This is a genomic window from Tabrizicola sp. (assembly GCF_051645465.1).
In the GTDB taxonomy this organism is placed as follows: domain Bacteria; phylum Pseudomonadota; class Alphaproteobacteria; order Rhodobacterales; family Rhodobacteraceae; genus Tabrizicola.
The window spans coordinates 1-2,202 of the sequence record NZ_JBOFBI010000019.1 but is presented as its reverse complement, the minus strand read 5'-3'; the positions used below and the strand labels follow the sequence as shown (position 1 = coordinate 2,202).

Annotated in this window: 2 protein-coding genes; both read left to right on the top strand. The window is 65.7% G+C overall.

The genetic code is table 11. The annotated features are described in order from the left end of the window. Positions 1 to 1,657: DNA-binding protein (locus ACRCSW_RS01070; protein ID WP_438702147.1), on the top strand; the 1,657-nt coding region annotated here is incomplete at its 5' end. A gap of 100 nt (positions 1,658 to 1,757) precedes the next feature. Further along, positions 1,758 to 2,202: hypothetical protein (locus ACRCSW_RS01065; RefSeq protein WP_438702146.1), on the top strand; the 445-nt coding region annotated here is incomplete at its 3' end.

The window sequence follows — 2,202 nt, the reverse complement described above, 5'->3', positions numbered from 1 at the left end:
CTATGCCGAGGATGGCATGACGCTGGAACAGCTGATGGCCTTCACGGTGAACCCGGATCATGCGCGTCAGCTCCAGGTCTGGGAGGCGATCAAGAACTCCTGGAACAAGGAGCCCTATGCCATCCGGCGTATGCTGACCAAGACCTCGGTCCGGGCCTCGGATCGTCGCGCCGTCTTCGTGGGTGTTGATGCCTATGAGGCGGCGGGCGGTGTCGTGCTGCGCGATCTCTTCCAGGGCGATGACGGAGGCTGGCTCGAGGACCCTGCCTTGCTCGACCGGCTGGTTGCCGAGAAGCTCCAGGCCGAAGCCGAGGCACTGTCCTCCGAGGGCTGGAAGTGGATCGAGGTCGCGACCGACCTGCCCTACGGCTACAGCCACGGTCTGCAGCGTCTGGCCGGTGATCCCGCGCCGATGACCGACGAGGAAAGCGCGGCCCACGCTTCGCTCCTCGCCGAGTATCGTGCGCTGGAAGAGGAATACTCCGGCCAGGACGAATACCCCGAGGAGGTCGACGCCCGGCTTGGTCAGCTCGAGACGGCGATGGAAGCGCTTGAGCAGCGGCCCTTGGTCTACGAACCGGCCGAGGTCATGCGCGCGGGCGTCTTCGTCACGCTGGATCGGGAAGGCGCGCTCGCGGTTTATCGCGGCTATGTCCGGACTGAGGATGAGCCAGGCGAGGAGACTGCGGTCCAGGATGGTGATGGCGCGGACGGCATGGGGCAGGGGGGTGAAGGCGCTGGTTCCAGTTGGAACCCCTCGACCAGTCCGGCTGGCGGCACTGTCATCACCTCGGGTGGTCAGCCGATCGGCGCGGATGCGTCCGAGGAGGAAGACGACGGCGCGCTGAAGCCGCTGCCCGAGCGGCTGGTCATGGAACTGACGGCCCACAGGACCCTCGCGCTGCGCGAGGCCATCGGGCGGTCGCCGGACGTGGCGCTGACGCTGCTGCTCCTGAAGTTGGTGACGGACACCTTCCGCACCTCCTCTGCCTCGGGGAGCTGTCTCGAGGCCTCGGTGCGCCACGTCTACATGTCAGCGCAGGCGCCCGATCTGAAGGACAGCATCGCGGCCAAGCTGGTCGACGAGCGTCATGCGGCGTGGGAGGCCGATCTGCCCCTCGGTGACGATGTCGCGCTCTGGGACTATCTGACCGTGCTCGACCAGGGCAGCCGTTTGGCGCTCCTGGCGCATTGCCTCAGCTTCGGGATCAACGCGCTCCATGAGAAGGTGAACCCCTACGGAGCGGGCATCTCCGCCAGCGGACTGACCCGCCGCATGGCCCATGCCGATCTCGTGGCGCGGGCGGTCGATCTCGACATGGTGGAGGCAGGCTGGGAGCCGACGGTCGACGGCTACCTCAACCGTGTGCCCAAGGCCCGCATCCTCGAGGCCGTGCGCGAGGCGAAGGGGGAGGGGACCGCTCAGCTTCTCGACCACCTTAAAAAGGGCGAGATGGCCACCGAGGCCGGGCGGCTTCTGAAGGGCAGCGGCTGGTTGCCCGAGGTCCTGCGGCGCGCGGATCTGGCAGCACTCGACGACGAGCTGATTGCAGAAGGGCAGGGGGAGGACGCAGGCCAGCCCGAGGACGTCGATCTCCCGGCCTTCCTGACGGCCGATCTGCCGGAGAGCGCCGCGTCGATGATGGCTGCGGAATGATCTGAGCCATTCAGGGGCGGGGAAACCCGCCCCTCATTCCAACAAAATACAGCAATATCAATATGATGAATGCGAAATCTCGCATTCAGGATGAGGAATCATGTCTGCAACGACCATCATCGACTCAGCCCCCCTCGGGGCGCTTATCCGCTACACCGACGGCAGTCCCAAGCCGCCGGCACGATTCACCAAGAAGCTGGCAGCCTGGGAGCGCTCGAACGGCGTGGGCCGTCTCGTGAAGAAGGAGCCTCCCCGGGTCTATCCGACCTGGACCGCTCCGGCCTCCTTCACCCTGCATGAAGGGAACTTCTCTTCGGACGGGGTGATCCTCGTCACCATCATGCGCAGCCATTCGGCAGACAGCAGTCTGATCTTCGAGGTGGCGGAGGAACCAAAGCTCGGGCAGGTCCGCGTGCTGCTGGATTTCGGTGGTAACACCGAGCTTCTGCATCTGGCGGAGTCTGTCACTGCGGCCGAGCTTTGGAGCGCACGCGAAGGCTATCGCAACGCGCGACTCGAGATCGTCGGTGCCGACGACGGCGAAG